The sequence below is a fragment of the Rheinheimera gaetbuli genome, assembly GCF_054781935.1.
This window is the reverse complement of record NZ_BAAGTL010000028.1, coordinates 461,036-478,655: the sequence shown is the minus strand read 5'-3', so window position 1 is coordinate 478,655 and position 17,620 is coordinate 461,036. Positions and strand designations below refer to the sequence as shown.

Here is a 17,620-nt window from a genome sequence, read left to right as displayed (position 1 = left end):
GCAGCTCGAACCTAAGATAAAAGCGATATTAGTGGCTAAATATAAAGATGCTGCAAATCAACAGTTTTAAGGTGTGCATAAATGAATGCTTCTTCATGGGATCTTGAAAAGTTTTTAGCCGGGCTTGGCCAAATGCAGTTTATGGCGCCTGAATTGTTGCAATTGTTTGTCAACGGTCTCGGGAAAAAACTCGCTGATCTGCAAGACGCGCTGCACGAACAGGATATATCAGCTATATCCCAAGTGATGCATAACATAAAAGGTACTGCGGGCCAGGTGCAGTGCTTAGCGCTGGCTAAAATGGCAGTTGATATAGAGCGATATCTTGCGCTAGGTCACTCTGAGCAACTGGAAGACTATTGCCAGCGGCTTATTGCGCAAGCATCCTCAGATATCAGACTCATCCAGGCCTATTTAAACTCATGCCCCAGGCATGCTTAGACAGTGTCCGCGTTATACGCAGTGCTTGGGTAGGCGCCAATATTGTTGGTCTGAACCAGTGAGGTGTGCGCCAGGATATAACAGGTTTTTACCGGTGGATCCGCGATACGGTAAGGACGAGCCTGACGTTACCTCACAACACATTTTTACAGCTTTCGCTACCAATGCCGAAGAACATGGTGCAAAAAAAGCACCTTACACATCTAAATTGGCAAAATTCGGCTATCTTCAAAATAGTTCATCTTAAGGTAGACACGAAACATGCTGCTAACCTGTTTAAAAACCGCAGACTACTCTGCATTTTGTCAGGCACTGCTAGATTTCCAACAGCTGCCTGTTGTTGGCTCGGTGCTGGTGTTATTACCTGAGGGAAACAACTGGCAAAAATCTGACCTGGATGGTGCCTTGCAACGTTTTGGTAAGCCCATTATCGGCGGTATTTTTCCGCAAATTATTAATCAGCATCAATGTCAAACCACCGGCGCTATTTTAGTAGGCTTGCCAGCAGCACTACAAATTCAGATCCTGCCACTGGGAGAGGATCAAGAGACAACTATCTCAGAGACACTACAGCAGTATTTTCCCGGGCAATACACCAATAATACCTTATTGGTGTTTACTGATGGTTTGGCTCAGGGCTGTGCCGTATTGATTGAACAGCTATTTAACCATTTTGGCCTGGATATTAATTTTATTGGTGGTGGTGCAGGTTCGTTATCGTTACAACAAAGCCCTTGCGTTATTACCAATCAGGGGTTGCAGCAAGGTATAGCAATAGTGGGGCTGATGGCTGATGCGGGGGGCGTGGGCGTTGCACATGGCTGGCAGCCCATAACAGAAGCTTATCGTGTAACAGAGTCAAAGGGTAATACTATTATCAGCCTTAACTGGCAATCTGCCTTTGATGTCTATCAAGAGGTTATAAAACAGCATGGACAGCTAATTATCACCGAAGAAAACTTTTTCGATGTAGCAAAAGCTTATCCGTTTGGAATTACCAAGGTCAATGCAGAGTTAGTGGTCAGAGATCCTATCATCACCCTCGACAAACAGCTGATTTGTGTTGGCGATGTGCCGCAGGGTAGCTTTGTACATATTTTAACGGGCGATCTAGCCTCTTTGCCTGCCGCTGCGGCAGAGGCAAAAAATCGGGCTTTGGCAAGCTTGCCACATCAAAGTCCAATCAAATGGCAGTTATTTATAGACTGCATTTCCCGCGTGCTGTTTCTGGAGCAACACTTTGAGCGTGAGCTAACAAGTGTAAGTATCGACAAGGTACCCATGGTCGGCGCTTTAACCTTAGGTGAAATTGCGAATAACGGTCAGGATTATTTAGAGTTTTATAATAAAACAGCAGTAGTGGCGTTGTTTCCGGAGCACTAAGAATGCCAGAGCAATTACAGGAACAATGGCGTGATATTTTGCTGGAATTGCTGTTATCTATAGGGCACGAATTAAGTTTAGATAAACAATTTAAACAATTTTTGCCGGTGTTGTTACGCAAACTGGCGTGCAAAGCTGTGGCTGTTTTTGAAATAGATCCTATTTTTTATCAGGATTATGTCTTAGTCAAAGAGCTGCCGCGTAATTCGGGTTTAGCGCAGTATACTGAAACACTAATTCAGTGCGCGCCAGTGAATGGTGAAGAAATTGCTGCACTGGATAGCGGCAAAGTTTATGCTTACCCCCTTACCGGTTATGGGGTATTACTTTTAAAACATAATGACTTACCAAGTATTTTTCAGTACGAATTACGCCAGCTTTTTGAGCACTTTAGCTATCGTTTACGTGCGTGTTTGCAACATCAGAAATTACAACAGTCGCAACAAGAGTTAGATCGTTTTTTTGAGTTATCAGATAACCTGATGTGCATCATCAATGCCGCAGGTCATTTTATCAAGGTCAACCCTGCATTTTTAGAAAAGCTCAATTTTACACTGGATGACTTTTACACCATGCCTTTTACGGCCTTTATTCACCCTGATGATCTCACCAGCACTGAGCAAGCGTTGCATCAGCTGTTTACAGGGCAAAGTTTAACGTTTAAAAACCGTTTTCGTCGCTCATGCGGGGAATATATTGATCTGGCATGGGATCTGGCTTGTGATGCTGCAACAGGAAACATATATGCGACGGCAATGGATATTTCACAGCAGGTTGCCATAGAAGAAAAATTGTTACAGGCAAAAGAAGCTGCGGAACAAACAGCAGCTGCAAAGGCTGCATTTTTGGCCAACATGAGCCATGAAATTCGCACACCACTAAATGGAGTGATAGGGATGTTGGACATAGTAGTGCAACAACCTTTGGCTGCAGAGATAAAACAACAAATCCAAACTGCGATGGATAGCGGGAAAAACCTATTGGCAATTGTTAATGATGTGCTGGATTTCTCTAAAATGAGTGCCGGCAAGCTTAACTTAGAGCTGATTGATTTTAATTTAAACCAATTAATGCAGGAAGTACTGGACGCATTTCGTTACCTGGCCAATCAAAAACAGCTTGATCTCATCTTTGAAAGCAATGCAACTGAAGCATCTTGGTTAAAAGGCGATCCATTGCGGATTAAACAGGTGATCACAAATTTGGTAGGGAATGCATTAAAATTTACCCAACAGGGTGGGGTAACGTTAAGAGTTGTGCTGCAGCCCAAAGACGATGCCAATTTGCTGTGTGTGCAGGTGCAAGATACAGGTATCGGTTTAGATACCGGGCAGCAAGCACGCTTATTTCAGGCTTTTACACAGGCAGATATATCAACCACCCGCCATTTTGGTGGCACGGGGCTGGGTTTAACGATATGCCAGGAGCTTGTCAGCCTGATGGCCGGGGAAATACGGGTTGAAAGTGAGCCCGGGCAGGGCAGTACCTTTGAAGTAAGGTTGTCACTACCGACAGGTGTGCCAAAACAAGCAACACAGACGGCTTTATTTTCTGCTCAACGGCATAATCTTACCCACATAAAAATATTATTGGTCGAAGATAACGAGGTCAATCGGCATATAACGAAAGCCTATCTGGCGCAGTGGGGCTGCCACATTGTTGTTGCTGAAAATGGTGCGGAAGCAATAGCGCAGCTCAAGTCAGCACAAAATAAAGAGGTAGACTTAATCTTGATGGATTGCCTCATGCCTATCATGGATGGTTATGAGGCTGCAAAACGCATCCGGCATGGCGAAGCAGGCGTTAACTGGCAACAGATACCCATTTTAGCCTTTACCGCCAATGCTATGGCGGAAGATCGGCAGCGTTGCTTAGCAGCAGGCATGGACGACTACCTTGCCAAGCCATTTAATCAGGCCGATCTTAGTGCGGCAATTGTCAGATTGTTAGAGCGAGCAGCCAACGCAACGGATAACAAGGCGGCTGTTGATAAATCAACCAAAACGGCTGTTGTTAAACGAGCCCGTCAAAACCCGGAAGTGCCTTTAAAGGAAGCGACATCAGAACCCGCGGAAGTGTGGGATAAGGAGGCGTGTTACAAACACTTTGCGGGTATGGCGGATTTGGCTGAAGAGTTACTGGTGCTTTTTTCAGAGCAACTGCCGTTAACATTGACGCAACTAGAGCAAGCCTGGCTGGTAAAAGATTACGCCAATTTACGTTTATTAAGCCATAGCCTGAAAAGCTCAGCATTGCAGTTAGGCCTGATACCGCTGGGTACTGCTGCAAAGCAGCTTGAACTCATGTTGCGCGAAGAGCAGTTCACAAACCTGCCACAGTGTTATTCGCTGTTGATCGAGGCGGTTGCACAAAGCCTGAGCTTTTTTAAAAAACAGCTTCATTCCTTGAATAAGCCAGAGTCATCTACTAAACCTAATCTATAAAACTATAAATAACCGCTTGTTGTTACAAGATTTTTGCTCTTATTAACTTGTATCTTGTGAGTAGCATAATGGCAAAGAATAGCAACCCCCAGTACTTAAAAATTCTGGTTGTCGAAGATGATTTTGTCTTTAATGCTTTTTACAAGAACTTCTTGCAATTGAAAGGTGCTGAAGTTATCAGCTGCCTTAATCTGGCAGAGGCCAGAAACGTTATTCATCAAGCCCGTTTTAGTTTTGATGTGGTCATTCTTGATAATCAGCTCACTGATGGCGAGGGTATTTCGCTGCTGCCTGAGCTTAAGGCGATAAATACTGTTACTGCTGTGGTTATGGTGAGTGGTAATGATGATCCTCTGTTCTTTTTAGATGCTTTTAATGCAGGGATCCATGATTACATGGTTAAACCGGTAAATCTGGAGTTGTTGTGGGTTAAAATTACCCGCTCTGTTCGTGAGCAGCAGTTGGTTGCTCTCACACAACAGCAGAAGCAGGCACTCGAGTTTTGGGTTGAGCAAGAGCAGCAGCAGCAGCGGCTGGCGAAGCACTTATTCGATCGAATGTTTCAGCAATTAAATCAACCCCACCCTGCTATTCATGCCTGGGTTAAATCACACAGTTTATTTAGTGGTGACGCCATACTCCGTTGTCAAGCCGATGATGGCAGTTGGTATTTTATGCTTGCAGATGCAATGGGACATGGCCTGGCACCGGCAATATCCCTTATGCCAATGCTAAAAACATTCCACAGCATGGCAAAGAAGGCGATTCCTTTACCTAATATCGTTTTTGAATTAAATGACAATTTGAACTTGTTACTACCGGACGATAGGTTTATTGCTGCGGTTCTGGTGCGCTTAGAACCCCGGCAACACATTTTGGAAGTTTGGAACGGCGGAATGCCATCAGTGCTATTGCTGGATCATGATGGCGCAATAGTTTCAGAGGCGCCGTCAACAAATATGGCATTAGGAGTACTAACCAAGCAGCAGATCAGTGTTCAGGCGCAACGTTTTGCGCTGGACGAAAGCCACATTAGCTATTTTATGATGTTTAGTGATGGCTTAACTGAGACGGTTTTTAACAACAATTCCCAGTTGAGAGCCGCTGATTTAATCGATCTTATCCAATGGCGAACTGAACAGCCACTTAAAGGAATAAAAGCAAAGTTTAAAGATATAGCGGAGCAAGACGATGTGAGTTTATGTTTGGTGAATTGCCAACGCCTGCACATTGAACTTTGTGCTATACCTTTAAACAGCCAAATGCAGTCAGGCGCTTTTGACGTCAGTTTTACCCTACGTGGTTTAAGTATGTTAAATACCGACTTACCTAAAAATGCTACAGATTGCTTAAAAGCTCAAAATTTTCCCATTGAGTTTATTCAACGTGTTTTTACTGTCGTTACCGAGCTTTACATTAATGCACTGGAGCATGGTGTATTAGGCCTGAATAGCAAAATGAAAACCGGAGACGATGGTTTTATCCGTTTTTACGAAGAAAAAGAAAAACGTCTGCAGCAGTTGAATGAACAGCAGTTCATCGTATTTGATATGCAATGGCTTGCAGAACGTCAGTTGTTACAAATGCACATAACCGATAGCGGAAAAGGTTTTATCCATTCCAGCGATGATATTGCAAAAAACGGCAATGCTTTTGGTCGAGGTCTGACATTTATTCAGACATTGACATCAAGTCTTCAAATTATTCCTCCTGGCAATAGTTTAAGGTTGACAATGCCGCTAAATAAAATGATGTAAGGAGATATAGTGATAGCTTCTGATTATAAAAAAATAGCAATATTATTTTCGGCCCTGGTTATTTGTATTGCTATACACATCTTTTTGGGGTGGTCAATAATCGCCCTTTGTATGTTGTTTGCGGTAAGCCTATTGTTGTATTTTTTTGATGCAAGGCGCGAGCATGACGCAAAGCAAGAGCACAAAACGGGTGCGGAAGAAGAGTTGCAGCAAGCTAAACAAGCTTACAAACAGTTACTCAGGGAAATTGATGAACTGATGTTGGAGTGCCGGGATAGCATTTTAGCGATTAATTCAACACAAAATCATGCCGTTGAAACCCTTACCGGGTCTTTTAGTAACCTGAAGAGCCTAACTGAGTTTCAAAGCCAGGAAATTCTTAAGCTGCTGGCGTCTGACAAAACAGCATCAGGCAAAACCTGGATGGAAGAGTTTGCCACTAATACTGCAAACACCCTGGAGCGTTTTGTTGATACAACGGTAAACATGTCTGCATCTTCAATGGATTTGGTGGAGCAGGTCGACAAAATCAACAGCTCTGTACCTGATGTGCTTAAAGCGCTGAAAGATATTGACCAAATAGCATCACAGACCAACTTACTTGCGCTTAATGCCGCAATTGAAGCTGCCCGTGCCGGTGAGGCCGGGCGTGGCTTTGCTGTTGTAGCTGACGAAGTGCGGTCTTTGTCTAATCGCTCAGCAGGCTTTAGTGAGCAAATTCAGAAAAGACTCAAAGACATGGCTGACCAAATCCAGCGACTGACCTCGGATATTGGTCATGTTGCCTCGCAGGACGTTAGCTATGTGATGGATGCTAAGAAAGATGTACAGCAGGCCATGAACCAGTTGGTTAGTAAAGCTTCTGATGACAAATCGCACACCGAACATTTGGCTGACAACACACAAGCGTTACAGCAGGCACTGTATGACGCTATTCGGGGGTTGCAGTTTGGTGACATTAATTCGCAGCATCTGGTGTACGCAGCCGAAAACCTCGGTTTTATTCAAAGCCACCTGGCAGGTTTAAAAAGTAGCGAAGTGGTGCACGTTAATGCCGATCTGCATAAAAAGTTACAGGAAATGCGGCAATACCGCGAGAAACGTTTAAATCCGGTATCAGCATCTTCAGTAGATGGCGGTGATATTGACTTTTTCTAATACTGATTTGAGGAAGCACAATGGCTGATAAGCAAACAATAAGGTTGCCTGAACGATTCGACTTTAGTTTTCATAAAAACTTTAATGCGGCTTATGAGCCTTTGCTAACGGATACGCAAATTAAAGAGCTTGAACTGGATTTTAGTCAGGTACTTTATCTGGATAGTTCTGCTTTGGGTATGTTGGTGTTGCTGGCGAAAAAGCTGGCCAATACTAAAGTGGTTTTATCCATTGTCGGTGCTCAGGGTACTGCAAAAGATATTATTAACATGGCTAATTTATTCAAACTTTATCAGATTAAGTAGCCGAAAATAAAAGCCGTTATTTTTAACCTATGTTTAGGATAGTTTATGACAAAGCATATTCTTATTGTTGATGATTCAGCCTCAATTCGTCAGATGGTGGAGGTAACGTTAAAGTCAGCAAAATATCAGGTTACAGCAGCTAAAGATGGCCAAGAGGCCCTTGAACTGTGCCAGAAAAATCAGTACGCCTTTGTGCTGACAGATCAAAATATGCCACGTATGGACGGCTTAACGTTAATCAAGTCTTTACGTGGTTTGTCTGGTTATCGCACCACACCGATAGTAGTGCTAACTACCGAAGCGAGTGATGACATGAAAGCAAAAGGCCGCGCAGCAGGCGCTACCGGCTGGATGGTAAAACCTTTTGATCCGGCAAAACTGTTGCAGGTGGCCAGCAAAGTACTTGTATAACGGGTACTTTTAAGAAAGGAGTGCGCGGTTATGTCGATTGATATGAGCCAGTTTCACGGCGTTTTTATTGAAGAAAGCCATGAGCATCTAGATGATATTGAGCGTTTATTGATGGCGCTTAATATTGAACAGCCCGATTTAGAAGAGTTGAACAGTATTTTCCGGGCCGCGCACTCCATTAAAGGCGGAAGTGGTATTTTCGGTTTTGAAGCACTGATTTCTGTCACTCATGTGATGGAGAATTTATTTGATAAAGCCAGACAGGCGCAGTTTACTTTTACCAGTCATGTTATTGATGAGTTACTTAAGGCTGTAGACATTCTGCGTGCATTATTAACAGCGTACAGCGATGGCGCTGAACCGGATTGGTCGGTTGTTGAGCAAACGACTACGTTGGTTGAAGCGTTGTTGCACCCGGCAGCGGTTGAGGACGAAGGCTTTGGCTTTTTTGCTGACGAAAGCCAGGCAGAAGAAAATGACGAAGGTTTTGGTTTCTTTAAAACCCCTGTGATGCAAGACCAAATTGATGGATTTGGTTTTTTTGATGAAACAGAAGTTCAGGCTGCTGCACAGGTTGATGAGGGCTTTGGTTTTTTTGAGCCACAACCACCAGATTTAGCAAAAGCCAAGCCTGCACCAGAACAATCTGCCACGCCGGCGTCAGGAAAACCAGACAAACCAGCAGAGCCAAAGGTTTCGGCAAACCCGGTAACGACATCTGTGGCTAACCCACCACCTAAAGCCCCGGCAGTGGCTAAAGTTGAAGCCGCTGAAGCAAATAGCATTCGGGTTGATATTTCCAAAGTTGATAATTTAGTAAACCTTGCCGGCGAGTTAGTGATAACCCAGTCGATGCTAAATCTATTGGGTGCAGAAGTTGATGGTCCTGTCGCTGAGCGGTTGCAAAGGGGACTGGCAGAACTGGAACGCAACACCCGTGAACTGCAAGAAAGCATTATGACAATCCGAATGTTGCCACTTTCATTTGTTTTTAACCGTTTTCCGAGAGTTGTCAGAGACTTATCACACAAGTTACATAAGCAGGTTGAACTGGTTATTGAGGGTGGCCAGACCGAAATTGATAAGGGTTTAATTGAGCGTCTGGTCGACCCTTTAACTCATCTGGTACGCAATAGCCTGGACCACGGTATTGAAGTGCCTGCCACCCGGTTAGAGCGCGGTAAGCCCGAGCTTGGCAAGCTAACGTTAAAAGCTGAGCAAAAAGGCGGAAATATTCTTATTAGTGTGATTGACGATGGTGGTGGCCTTAATCGTGAGCGCATTTTAGCCAAAGCGGCAGAAAAAGACATTGATTTGCCTGACAACCCGACAGATCAGCAGGTGTGGCAGTTGATCATGGCACCGGGTTTTTCTACCGCGGCTGAAGTAACCGATGTTTCCGGCCGTGGTGTCGGTATGGATGTCGTAAAACGTAATATTGAAGCTATGGGAGGGCGGCTTGATATTGAATCTGCCGCCGGAGCCGGTTCTACTTTTCAGATCCGTTTGCCGCTTACACTCGCTATTTTAGACGGTATGTCGGTAGCCGTTGCCGACCAACTTTTTATCATCCCTCTGGTTAATATCATTGAGTCGGTGCAGCCGGCAAAAGAGCAGCTTAAAAATATCAGTAACCAATATATGTTGGAGCTGCGGGATGCCTATTGGCCCATCGTTCGGCTGTATACGGTGATGACCATTGACGGGGCAAAGACCAAAACTGATGACGCCATACTGGTGCTTATTGAAACCAGTAAAACCCGTTTTGCGCTTCAGGTAGACGATTTAATTGGCCAGCAACAAGTTGTTATTAAAAGTTTGGAGCAACATTACCGAAGGGTTCCTGGTGTGGCCGGAGCGACCATTATGGGTGATGGCAGTGTGGCATTAATTTTAGATGTGGAATCGCTTTCCACCCAGGTGCAAAACGCCTTGGATTTAAAGGACGCGGTATGAACAATCAAGTAAACGATAAGCAAAAGACCGAAGTGACCAGACTGGAGTTTCTCACCTTTACCTTGGGTGACGAACATTACGGTCTGGATATTATGAAGGTTAAAGAAATTCGGGGGTATGAAGCGGTAACTAAAATTGCCAATGCCCCGCCTTTTATCAAAGGTGTTTTGAATTTACGTGGTGATATTGTACCTATTGTTGACTTGCGACTTAAATTTGCGGTGGGTGAAGCGACGTACAACGAATTTACTATCGTGATTATGTTGCATATTGGTGAGCGTATAGTAGGTATAGTTGTTGATGCGGTATCAGATGTTATTAATATCGGGTCGGATGAAGTAAAACCACCACCACAATTTGGTGTGGCATTTGATAGTCAGTATTTACATGGCCTGGCGCCTGTTAACGATAATATGATCATATTGCTTAATATTGAAGCATTAATCTCCAGTAGAGAGCTTTGTCTCTTTGAGTCTGAAGATACAAAAGCTTCATCAGCTTTATAAAAATTAATGTGAGGTTTTTGTTATGCTTCAATATCAAATTGTATACTACAGTACAGCGACTAGGGACTTCAATGAGCAGGATTTAATTGACATACTTACTGTTGCAAATAAATACAATAACCCGAAGGGTATCACCGGTTGTTTAGTCTATGCAAATGGCAAGTTTATTCAATTATTGGAAGGCGAACGTGCAGAGGTTTTAGATCTTTTCGAGCGAATTAAGCGGGACCCGAGGCACACAAATGTAACCGTTACTGTCGAAATGGCCGTTAATCAAAAGTTATTTCCTGATTGGGGTATGGCTTTTAAATATTCGAGTAAAGATTTAATTAAGCAACATGGTGTAAAGCAAGCTGATAAATGGATCTATTCGGAATTTAACGCTGAGGCTTCTCCTGGCAAAGAAGCGATTTTTAACTTTGCTGTTCGCAGCAAGTTAATGGAATCACAGGTGCTGCCACGATAACGCTGATATTTAATAAATTAGGATGAGTATGCCATGAATGCTTTTATAAAAAAATTATTTGGTCCTGAACAAAGCCCACAAGACGCCGAAATAGCAAGAAAAAAAGATGAAATAGCCTCTATGGCAGTGGCTTTAAAATCAGCATTAGATGTTTGTCAGGCAAATGTAATGATGGCTGATGCTGATATGAATATTATTTATGTAAATCACTCTCTGGAGCGTATGTTAAAAATTAATGAGGATGTTATACGCAAACAATTGCCCAATTTTAGGGTTGATCAATTGGTTGGTACTAATGTAGATACATTTCATCGTGCTCCTTCACACCAGCGGGGTATTATTGGTCAACTGCAATCGCCATATAATACCAAGCTGAAAATATCTGGACTTATATTTGATCTTATTGCAACACCGGTTTTTGATGAAAAAAAACAAAGGGTGGGTACAGTAGTAGAATGGAAAGACATGACAGAAGAGCTAGCTCGTCGAAGCGAAGAACGTATTATTCATAATGAAAATTTACGTATTCGTGATGCGTTAGACAACGTTGAAACCTGCACTATGATAGCTGATGCAGAGAATAATATTATATTTTTAAATAAAGCTGTTATTGAAATGCTCAGAAATGCTGAACCTGAGATCCGGCAAACGTTTCCTGATTTTTCTGCTAAAAACTTACTGCATAAAAACATGGACATTTTTCATAAAAACCCGGCGCATCAGAAGGGTATGATTGAAAAGCTGACATCAAGCTATTCTACAACCATTAAAATTGCCAGTCGTACGTTTAAGTTAACTGCCAGCCCGATAAAAAATGATGAAGGTCAGCGTATCGGTACTGTTGTTGAGTGGCTTGATAGAACTAATGAAGTTGCTGCTGAACAAGATATTGAGCGCTTGGTTAATGCCGCAGCTGCAGGTGACTTCTCCGAACGTATCGATGAGAGCAGTCAAACCGGCTTTTTAAAGATCATTGCAAAAGGATTAAATACCTTAACGTCAACCAGTGAAGTGGCATTGAAAGATATAAACCGTGTATTAGGTGCCATTGCCCAAGGTGATTTGACCGAGCGTGTACTAGAAGATTACCAGGGCAGTTTTGGTGCGTTAAAAGATGGTTGTAACGAAACCGCAGAAAACTTATCGCAAATGTTAAGTGAAATACGCGAAGCCGTTGACACCATTAATACCGCGTCAAGTGAGATTTCTCAGGGCAATACCGACCTGTCAAGCCGCACCGAGCAGCAAGCGTCAAGCCTTGAAGAAACAGCATCTAGCATGGAAGAGCTCACCAGTACGGTGCGACAAAATGCCGACAATGCGCGTCAGGCTAATACGCTGGCAGCCAAAGCGTCTGACGTTGCGGTGGAAGGCGGTTCACTGATTGAACAAGTCGTGCAAACTATGGCGTCTATTAATGAATCAGCCCAAAAGATTTCAGACATTATCGGTGTCATTGATGGTATTGCTTTCCAAACTAACATTCTGGCACTAAATGCGGCAGTTGAGGCAGCCAGGGCAGGGGAGCAAGGGCGTGGTTTTGCTGTAGTTGCGTCTGAAGTTCGCACATTAGCGCAGCGCTCGGCCAATGCGGCGAAAGACATTAAGGCGCTGATTTCCGACTCGGTCAATAAAATTAACAATGGTAACGAGTTAGTCGGTAAGTCAGGCAACACCATGAAAGAGATTGTCACCTCAATTAAACGTGTCAACGACATTATGGCCGAGATAGCGGCTGCGTCATCAGAGCAGTCTGCCGGGTTAGATGAAGTCGGCAAAGCCGTTACACAAATGGATGAAATGACGCAGCAAAACGCGGCGTTAGTTGAAGAGGCCGCGGCAGCAGCAGAAAGTTTGTTGTCTCAGTCTGAGCAGTTAGCTGCGAACGTGGCCCGCTTTACGTTGGACGATGAACCTGTTCAGCCAGTGCGCAAGGCGTTAGCTGCACCGAAAAAGCAGGTAAGGGCGGCTGCAAACCAGGCAGTAAAAGCTAAACCCGCTGCAAAGCTACTTAAACCAACCAAGTCAGATGAGGACGAATGGGAAAGCTTTTAAGTGGCAGCAAAGCCGAGTCTGAGCGTGAATTTAGTTACTCCCGCTCAGAGTTCGATGCGGTAAGACGTATGCTGTATCAGCTGACAGGGATCCGGTTAGCTGACAGCAAAGACTCCATGGTGTACAGCAGGTTAGCCCGCCGCATCAGGGCGCTAAAGCTGAACAGTTTTCAGGCATACGTGAGTTATTTGCAGCAGCATAACGCCGAAACCGAGCAATTTATTAATGCGCTAACCACTAATCTGACGTCGTTTTTCCGTGAGCCGCATCATTTTGACATACTTGGCCGCTATTTACAGACGCATAAACAGGTTAAAACTATCTGGTGTGCGGCCAGCAGCACCGGTGAGGAGCCCTACTCTATAGCCATGGTAGTAGCGGAAACGTTTGGCTGTTTTGAGGTGCCGGTGCAAATTATTGCCTCGGATATCGATAGCCAGGTACTGCAAAAAGCGAAAGCGGGTATTTATGCCGCAGAGCGCATTAGCGGATTAGATGAAACACGCTGCAAGCAGTTTTTTTATCGGGGTAAGGGGGGCAAGGACGGTTTAGTGAAGGCGGTGCCAGAATTGCGAAAAATGGTGCAGTTCAGGCAGCTGAATTTGCTGGACAAAAAATGGGATCTTCCTGCACCCATCGATATTATTTTTTGCCGTAACGTAATGATTTATTTTGATAAGCCGACTCAGCTTAGTATTTTGGAGCGGATGATTCAGTTAATGCCCGCTGATGGCTTATATGTTGCCGGCCATTCAGAAAACTTTGCTTATGCTACCCATTTGGTAAAGCCGGCGGGGCAAACAACTTATACGCCTACTTTGGTGCGGGGGGCGCATGGCCGAGTTTGACACCGATAATATTCATGTGGCCCCCAATCGCTACTTTGATCGGCACTTTGACCGCGAGGCAGTAAAAATTTTGCCCGGGGAGTATTTCGCCACTAAGTCAGATACGTTAATTGTGACGGTGTTGGGTTCTTGTGTATCTGCGTGTATTCGTGATCGCGTGACAGGTATTGCTGGCATGAACCATTTTTTATTACCGAATGACGGCAGTGGCCAGGACAATATTTTGTCTGAGTCTGCCCGCTATGGTGCTTATGCCATGGAAATTTTAATTAACCATTTAATCAAGTTAGGCGCCAGGCGCGAGCATCTTGAGGCCAAGGTGTTTGGTGGCGGCAATGTACTCAAAGGCTTTACCGCAATAAATGTGGGAGAGCGTAATGCTGAGTTCGTGTTGGACTATTTAAAGCTTGAGCGCATACCCCTGGTAGCACAGGATTTACTCGATATTTATCCGCGGAAAGTATATTTCTTTCCCGATAGCGGCCAGGTGCTAATCAGAAAAATTAAGTCGCTACACAACAACACCATTATGGATAGAGAAAGCGCTTATCGTATGCAGCTGCGCAATAAACCAGCGCACAACATTCAGCAGGATGTGGAGCTGTTTGATGATTAAAGTTTTGGTGGTTGACGACTCTGCCTTGATCCGCAGTTTACTCAGTGAAATTATTCGCAGCGAACCTGATTTTATGTTGGTCGGGGCAGCCAGCGATGCTTATGTGGCGCGTGACCTGGTGAATCTTCATCGGCCTGATGTGATCACGCTGGATGTAGAAATGCCTAAAGTAGATGGCCTGACATTTCTAGAAAAGCTAATGAAAGCGCGGCCCACTGCCGTAGTAATGATTTCCAGCCTTACCGAACAAGGCGCCGACGTTACCTTGCGCGCGTTGGAGTTAGGGGCTGTTGATTATTTAGCCAAACCAAAGCTGGATATTGCCCGTGGTATTGAAGAATACCGGCTTGATATTGTTGCAAAAATTAAAGCTGCAGCGATAGCAAAGCTTTCAGGCGGTGCTAAGTGCCAGCCGAAAAAAACTGCTGGCTTACGCTTTAAAACAACCGAAAAGATTATTGCAATTGGTGCCTCTACCGGCGGCACTGAAGCCATTAAGGCTGTGCTAACTGAAATGCCGGTTGATAGCCCGGGTATTGTCATAACCCAACATATGCCGCCAGGTTTTACCAGCAGTTTCGCCAGGCGGCTTGATGGGTTATGTCGGATAACGGTGTTGGAGGCGCAAGGGGGGGAGCGTATTGTGCCGGGGCATGCTTATTTAGCGCCGGGAGACAAACATTTAACTGTAGTGCGCAGTGGTGCTGATTACCGGATTGAATTAACGGATGGCCCCAGGGTATCTGGCCATAAACCCTCCGTTGATGTGATGTTTCAATCGGTAGCTGAGGCGGTAGGTGCTAATGCGTTGGCCGTTATTCTTACCGGTATGGGTAAGGATGGCGCTGCAGGCATTCGTAGCATTGCCGAGCAGGGCGGCTTTACTATGGCGCAAGATGAAGCCAGTTCACTTATTTTTGGTATGCCACAAGAAGCGATTAAAACAGGTTGTGTGAAACAAATTGTCTCGTTAGATGAAGTTAGTTTGCGCCTTATTGAGGTGCTAAATCGGATGGGTAAAGATTATAGGATCTAGTTCCCAATTTTGAGTGCCTCATTGAGAACTTCATTATTTGGCGGAGAATGTTATGGATATACCAGCGATACCTGAAAACGAAGCGTTTCGCCTGCGTGATCTTAATGACTTAGCCATATTAGATACGCCGCCAGAGGTGCGTTTTGACAGATTAACGGGCCTGGCACAGACGGTATTTGATGTGCCTATTGCTTTGGTGTCGTTAGTTGATTCACAGCGTCAATGGTTTAAATCGCGTCAGGGGTTGCAGGCCTGTGAAACAGGCCGCGATATTTCATTTTGTGGCCACGCTATTTTACAGCCTGAAATTTTTGAAGTATCTGATGCCAGTAAAGACCATCGTTTTGCTGATAACCCTTTGGTAACCGGTGCGCCGCACATTCGTTTTTATGCCGGTGCGCCGCTTTTTTCAACACATGGCTATGGCCTTGGTACCTTATGCATTATTGATATAAAGCCCCGGCAGCTGAGCGAGGTGCAACGAAAAATATTACGTGATTTAGCTGATGCCGTAGCCGCCGAGCTTAATGCCAGCTATTTACAAAGCTTGAATACGTCACTTATTCAGGCGAAGCAATTATCTGAAACGATTTCCCGCGCCCAGGAAACATTTATCAGTGAACCAGACCGGCGGCGTGCGTTTGATCATTTGTTGGCGGATATTCTTAAACTAACGAAAAGTGAGTACGGTTTTATAGGTGAAGTGCTTTATAAAGATGATGGCGCCCCTTATTTGAAGACGTATGCCATTACCAATATTGCCTGGAACGATGATACCCGCGCGTTTTATGCTGCAAATGCACCTAAAGGCATGGAATTTCATAACCTGAAAACCTTATTTGGCGCCGTGCTTGCAAGCGGAGAGCCGGTAATTGCGAATGCGCCTTACGAGGACCCGCGCCGCGGAGGCTTGCCAGACGGGCACCCGGCAATGCATGCCTTTTTAGGTTTACCGGTGCATCGCCACGGCAAATTGAACGCTATGTTAGGCGTGGCTAACCGGCCAGGAGGTTATGATAAGCCACTTATTGGCTTTTTAGAGCCATTGTTAGTAACCCTTGGCCAATTGGTAGAAGCTTCCCAATTACAAAACAAACATGCTGAGGCTCAGCGCTTGCTGAAGCGTTTATCAAAAGTGGCAAGCCAGACCACTAATGGTGTAGTGATTACCAATTGTGCCGGCGAAATTGAATGGATAAATGATGGCTTCACCCGGATAACAGGCTACAGCCTCAGCGAGATAACAGGCCGAAAACCGGGTGATGTGCTGCAAGGCCCTAAAACAGATCCGAATACCGTAAAACTGATGAAAGCCGCACTGTTAGCTGAAAAACCATTCGATGTCGAAATTATTAATTATCACCGCGATGCGACGCCTTATTGGATCCAGGTACAGTGCAGCCCACTTTATGATGATAGCGGTGTGTTAAAAGGCTTTATGGCGATAGAGTCGGATATTACCGAGCGTAAAAAGCTTGAGCAGATTAAAAACGATTTCATCTCAACCGTAAGCCATGAATTACGCACGCCGTTAACATCATTATGTGGCGCCTTAGATTTAGTAGCTTCAGGCACTTTGGGGCCATTAAATGACGCAATAAACAAGCTGATGCTGCTGGCGCAAAGCAATGGCCAGCGGCTAAAGTTTTTAGTTAATGACTTACTTGATCTTGAGAAGTTATCACTGGGCAAGCTGGAATTTGACCTGAAAGTACAACCGCTGCAACCCCTGTTACAACAAGCGGCGAGCAACCATAAAACCTATGCCCTTGAGCGGGACATTGATATTGCGCTTGAGTTACCCGCTGAAGCGCTGCTGGTGCGGGTTGATGGCCAACGTTTGCAACAAGTGCTGGCCAATTTATTGTCAAATGCGATTAAGTTTTCGCCGCACAACAGCAGTGTGTGGCTGCAGGTGCAACAGCAGGGCGATATGGTGCGGGTATCAGTAACCGACAGTGGTCCGGGGGTGCCAGAGGCCTTTAAATCCCGGATATTTGAACGTTTTAGCCAGGCCGATAGCTCGGATACCCGCAAAGTGGGTGGCACCGGATTGGGGCTGGCGATTTGTCGGGAACTTATTGCGCAAATGAATGGCAGCATAGGCTTTGACTCTGTTGAAGGCCAGGGCGCAACGTTTTGGTTTGAATTACCGGCTAGCTAATAGATAGCTATTCATCAACCTGTAACAGGCCTTCAGGCAGTGTCTGGCAGTTAAATAAATAACCACGCTGTTGT

At 44.8% G+C, this 17,620-nt stretch carries 15 protein-coding genes and 1 pseudogene; all 16 read left to right on the top strand.

All coding sequences use genetic code 11. The features are described 5' to 3' along the window. Positions 1-81: 81 nt before the first annotated feature. The 16 genes and pseudogenes from ACYVIC_RS18730 (at position 82) to ACYVIC_RS18655 (ending at position 17,546) form a co-directional block, all read left to right on the top strand. Positions 82-441 carry an Hpt domain-containing protein gene (locus tag ACYVIC_RS18730; RefSeq protein WP_460862391.1) on the top strand — a complete coding sequence of 120 codons (360 nt, stop codon included), beginning with the start codon at positions 82-84 and terminating at the stop codon, positions 439-441. 261 nt (positions 442-702) lie between these two features. Beyond that, positions 703-1,824, top strand: coding sequence for an FIST signal transduction protein (locus tag ACYVIC_RS18725; RefSeq protein WP_460862388.1), 1,122 nt, complete (start codon positions 703-705; stop codon positions 1,822-1,824). A 2-nt stretch (positions 1,825-1,826) separates the two neighbouring features. Further along, complete coding sequence (locus ACYVIC_RS18720) at positions 1,827-4,268, top strand: hybrid sensor histidine kinase/response regulator (protein ID WP_460862386.1); 2,442 nt, start codon at positions 1,827-1,829, stop codon at positions 4,266-4,268. A gap of 68 nt (positions 4,269-4,336) precedes the next feature. Beyond that, complete coding sequence (locus ACYVIC_RS18715) at positions 4,337-6,025, top strand: SpoIIE family protein phosphatase (RefSeq protein WP_460862383.1); 1,689 nt, start codon at positions 4,337-4,339, stop codon at positions 6,023-6,025. A gap of 132 nt (positions 6,026-6,157) precedes the next feature. Then, positions 6,158-7,183 (top strand): methyl-accepting chemotaxis protein, encoded by a 1,026-nt coding sequence (locus ACYVIC_RS18710; protein WP_460862381.1) that lies wholly within the window; start codon positions 6,158-6,160, stop codon positions 7,181-7,183. Positions 7,184-7,203: 20 nt separating this feature from the next. Next, on the top strand, positions 7,204-7,488 hold the full coding sequence (locus ACYVIC_RS18705) for an STAS domain-containing protein (protein WP_305977310.1): 285 nt from the start codon (positions 7,204-7,206) through the stop codon (positions 7,486-7,488). 45 nt (positions 7,489-7,533) lie between these two features. Beyond that, positions 7,534-7,899 (top strand): response regulator, encoded by a 366-nt coding sequence (locus ACYVIC_RS18700; protein ID WP_305977309.1) that lies wholly within the window; start codon positions 7,534-7,536, stop codon positions 7,897-7,899. 30 nt (positions 7,900-7,929) lie between these two features. Further along, positions 7,930-9,855, top strand: a complete 1,926-nt coding sequence (locus tag ACYVIC_RS18695) for a chemotaxis protein CheA (RefSeq protein ID WP_460862379.1) — start codon at positions 7,930-7,932, stop codon at positions 9,853-9,855. Further along, entirely contained in the window at positions 9,852-10,361 is a 510-nt protein-coding gene (locus ACYVIC_RS18690; protein ID WP_460862378.1) for a chemotaxis protein CheW, read from the top strand. Before ACYVIC_RS18695 ends, ACYVIC_RS18690 begins: the two co-directional genes overlap by 4 nt. Positions 10,362-10,383: 22 nt before the next feature. Further along, positions 10,384-10,827, top strand: coding sequence for a BLUF domain-containing protein (locus tag ACYVIC_RS18685; protein ID WP_460862376.1), 444 nt, complete (start codon positions 10,384-10,386; stop codon positions 10,825-10,827). Positions 10,828-10,860: 33 nt separating this feature from the next. Then, on the top strand, positions 10,861-12,882 hold the full coding sequence (locus tag ACYVIC_RS18680; RefSeq protein WP_460862373.1) for a methyl-accepting chemotaxis protein: 2,022 nt from the start codon (positions 10,861-10,863) through the stop codon (positions 12,880-12,882). Continuing rightward, positions 12,867-13,730 (top strand): CheR family methyltransferase, encoded by an 864-nt coding sequence (locus ACYVIC_RS18675; RefSeq protein WP_460862371.1) that lies wholly within the window; start codon positions 12,867-12,869, stop codon positions 13,728-13,730. The genes ACYVIC_RS18680 and ACYVIC_RS18675 overlap by 16 nt, the downstream gene beginning before the upstream one ends. Continuing rightward, positions 13,717-14,346, top strand: coding sequence for a chemoreceptor glutamine deamidase CheD (gene cheD / locus ACYVIC_RS18670; RefSeq protein WP_460862370.1), 630 nt, complete (start codon positions 13,717-13,719; stop codon positions 14,344-14,346). The genes ACYVIC_RS18675 and cheD overlap by 14 nt, the downstream gene beginning before the upstream one ends. Continuing rightward, positions 14,339-15,382, top strand: a complete 1,044-nt coding sequence (locus ACYVIC_RS18665; RefSeq protein ID WP_460862368.1) for a protein-glutamate methylesterase/protein-glutamine glutaminase — start codon at positions 14,339-14,341, stop codon at positions 15,380-15,382. Before cheD ends, ACYVIC_RS18665 begins: the two co-directional genes overlap by 8 nt. A gap of 91 nt (positions 15,383-15,473) precedes the next feature. Next, positions 15,474-16,871: pseudogene (locus tag ACYVIC_RS18660) on the top strand (GAF domain-containing protein); the annotation flags it as partial. Further along, complete coding sequence (locus tag ACYVIC_RS18655; RefSeq protein ID WP_460862661.1) at positions 16,866-17,546, top strand: sensor histidine kinase; 681 nt, start codon at positions 16,866-16,868, stop codon at positions 17,544-17,546. The pseudogene ACYVIC_RS18660 and the gene ACYVIC_RS18655, both read left to right, overlap by 6 nt. The last annotated feature ends 74 nt before the right edge of the window (positions 17,547-17,620 follow it).

Bases quoted from the DNA above. Each gene is read 5' to 3' on its own strand.
- ACYVIC_RS18730 (WP_460862391.1), top strand. From the start codon at position 82: ATGAATGCTTCTTCATGGGATCTTGAAAAGTTTTTAGCCGGGCTTGGC.
- ACYVIC_RS18725 (WP_460862388.1), top strand. From the start codon at position 703: ATGCTGCTAACCTGTTTAAAAACCGCAGACTACTCTGCATTTTGTCAG.
- ACYVIC_RS18720 (WP_460862386.1), top strand. From the start codon at position 1,827: ATGCCAGAGCAATTACAGGAACAATGGCGTGATATTTTGCTGGAATTG.
- ACYVIC_RS18715 (WP_460862383.1), top strand. From the start codon at position 4,337: ATGGCAAAGAATAGCAACCCCCAGTACTTAAAAATTCTGGTTGTCGAA.
- ACYVIC_RS18705 (WP_305977310.1), top strand. From the start codon at position 7,204: ATGGCTGATAAGCAAACAATAAGGTTGCCTGAACGATTCGACTTTAGT.
- ACYVIC_RS18700 (WP_305977309.1), top strand. From the start codon at position 7,534: ATGACAAAGCATATTCTTATTGTTGATGATTCAGCCTCAATTCGTCAG.
- ACYVIC_RS18695 (WP_460862379.1), top strand. From the start codon at position 7,930: ATGTCGATTGATATGAGCCAGTTTCACGGCGTTTTTATTGAAGAAAGC.
- ACYVIC_RS18690 (WP_460862378.1), top strand. From the start codon at position 9,852: ATGAACAATCAAGTAAACGATAAGCAAAAGACCGAAGTGACCAGACTG.
- ACYVIC_RS18685 (WP_460862376.1), top strand. From the start codon at position 10,384: ATGCTTCAATATCAAATTGTATACTACAGTACAGCGACTAGGGACTTC.
- ACYVIC_RS18680 (WP_460862373.1), top strand. From the start codon at position 10,861: ATGAATGCTTTTATAAAAAAATTATTTGGTCCTGAACAAAGCCCACAA.
- ACYVIC_RS18675 (WP_460862371.1), top strand. From the start codon at position 12,867: ATGGGAAAGCTTTTAAGTGGCAGCAAAGCCGAGTCTGAGCGTGAATTT.
- cheD (WP_460862370.1), top strand. From the start codon at position 13,717: ATGGCCGAGTTTGACACCGATAATATTCATGTGGCCCCCAATCGCTAC.
- ACYVIC_RS18665 (WP_460862368.1), top strand. From the start codon at position 14,339: ATGATTAAAGTTTTGGTGGTTGACGACTCTGCCTTGATCCGCAGTTTA.